Raw genomic sequence first — 2,021 nt, forward strand, 5'->3', positions numbered from 1 at the left:
CCCCCCCCCCCCCCCCCCCCCCCGGGGGGAGGCCGGTGGCGCTACCGCTGGTGGTGCACGGCTTGCAGGCCGTAGACCTGCACCGGCAGCCCGACCTGGCGCGCCTTCAATTGCAGGGACAGGTACTGGGAATAGTGGCGGGACTGGTGCAGGTTGCCGCCGTGGAACCACAGGCCTTCCTGCTGCGTGGGCTTCCACATGTTGCGCTGTTCGCCTTCCCAGGGGCCAGGATCCTTGGTGGTGTCCGACCCCAGGCCCCAGCACTTGCCCACCTTGTCGGCGACGTCCTGGCTGATCAGGTCGGCGGCCCAGCCGTTCATCGAGCCGTAGCCAGTGGCATAGACGACCAGGTCCGCAGGCAGCGTCACGCCGTTCTTCAGCACGACGGCGTCGCGCGTCAGATGGCTGACGTCGGTGCCGGATTGCAGCTTGATGCTGCCGTCGATGATGAGGTCGCAGGCGCCCACGTCAATGTAATAGCCCGAGCCGCGTCGCAGGTATTTCATGAAAAGGCCCGAGCCGTCGTCGCCCCAATCCAGCATGAAACCCGCTTTCTCAAGCTTGGCGTAGAACTCGGCGTCGCGTTCACGCATCTGGTCGTAAAGCGGAATCTGGAACTGCGCCATGATCTTGTAGGGCAGCGAAGCGAACGTCAGGTCCGCCTTGCGCGTCGTCATGCCGTTGGCCAGCGCCTGTTCGGAATACAGGCCGCCCAGGCCGATGTCCATCAACGTGTCCGACCGGACGATGTGCGTGGACGAGCGCTGCACCATCGTGACGTTGGCGCCGCCTTCCCACAACGCCGCGCAGATATCGTGAGCGGAATTGTTGGCGCCGATCACCACCACGTTCTTGCCGTGGTATGCGTCGGGGCCGGGGTGCTGCGATGAATGCTGCTGCTCGCCCTGGAAAACGTCCTGCCCCGGAAAGCGCGGAATGTTGGGCTTGCCCGACATGCCGGTGGCAAGCACCAGCTGCTTGGGCCGCAGCACCACGGGCTTGCCCTCGCGCAACACGGTGACTTCCCATTCCTGCTTCTGCGCGTCGTAGCGCGCCGACTGGCAGACGCTGGAGGTCCAGTAGTTCAGTTCCATCACCTTCGTGTACATCTCGAGCCAGTCGCCAACCTTGTCCTTGGGTGCGAAGACGGGCCAGTTTTCGGGAAAGGGGATGTAGGGCAGGTGGTCATACCAGACCGGGTCGTGCAGGCACAAGGACTTGTAGCGCTTCCTCCAACTGTCGCCGGCGCGCTCGTTCTTTTCGATGATGATCGTGGGCACGTCCAACTGGCGCAGCCGCGCGCCCAGTGCGATGCCGCCTTGCCCGCCGCCGATGATCAGCACATAGGGCTGCGTCTGATAGCCCAGTTCGGCCGCTTCCTGTTCGCGCTTTTCCAGCCAGGTCTGGCGTTCGCGGCGGTTGCCGTGTTCGGCGCCCTTGGGGCGGCGCGTGCCGCTGGGTTCTTCGTGGCCCTTGAGTTCGGACATGGTGGTCAGCAGCGTCCAGATCTTGCCGTCCTTGACGCGGATGTGCCCGTAGCCGCGCGCCAGGTTGGTGTCGATGTGCAGCCAGCCCTGCAACAGTCCGCCCTCGTCGGCGACGGCTTCACGGTCGTCCCGGGTGAAGCGCACGGGTTCGACCTGTGGCAGTTGTTGCGTGAGCATGTCGCGGATCTGGGCGTGCCCCTCCAGGGTGCGCAGGTTCCAGCTGAACAGCACCAGGTCGCGCCAATAGCAGTCGTCCTGGAACAAGCGGGCGACACCTTCGATGTCCTTGTTGCCCAGCGCGGTGTTCAGGCGCGCTAGCACCGCATCCAGGGCGGCGTCGGCGTGATCATTCGGCATGTCTTGTCTCCTTGCCCGTGGCGGGCTTTGTCGTGGCGTTCCGATGACGGCCCCGGCCTGTGTCGGCCGGTGGGCGTCATGGATCGACATGCAATTGCCGTGCCAACTTCTGGATGCCCCGGCAAGGCCCGTGGTGGCTGGAGAGCCGGGGCCTGGCGTCGCGCGCCGGGGGTGGGG

The 2,021-nt window shown here is 65.5% G+C and carries 1 protein-coding gene; it reads right to left on the minus strand.

Features of this window, described 5'->3' with window-relative positions:
- Positions 1-41: 41 nt before the first annotated feature.
- Positions 42-1,844, minus strand: coding sequence for an NAD(P)-binding domain-containing protein (locus tag ACE039_RS26885; protein ID WP_485823825.1), 1,803 nt, complete (start codon positions 1,842-1,844; stop codon positions 42-44).
- Positions 1,845-2,021 lie beyond the last annotated feature (177 nt).

The sequence above is a fragment of the Achromobacter maghribensis genome, from assembly GCF_057334215.1.

What these genes read in the sequence shown, in the direction of transcription:
- ACE039_RS26885 (WP_485823825.1), bottom strand. Translation starts at nt 1,844, where the DNA reads ATGCCGAATGATCACGCCGACGCCGCCCTGGATGCGGTGCTAGCGCGC.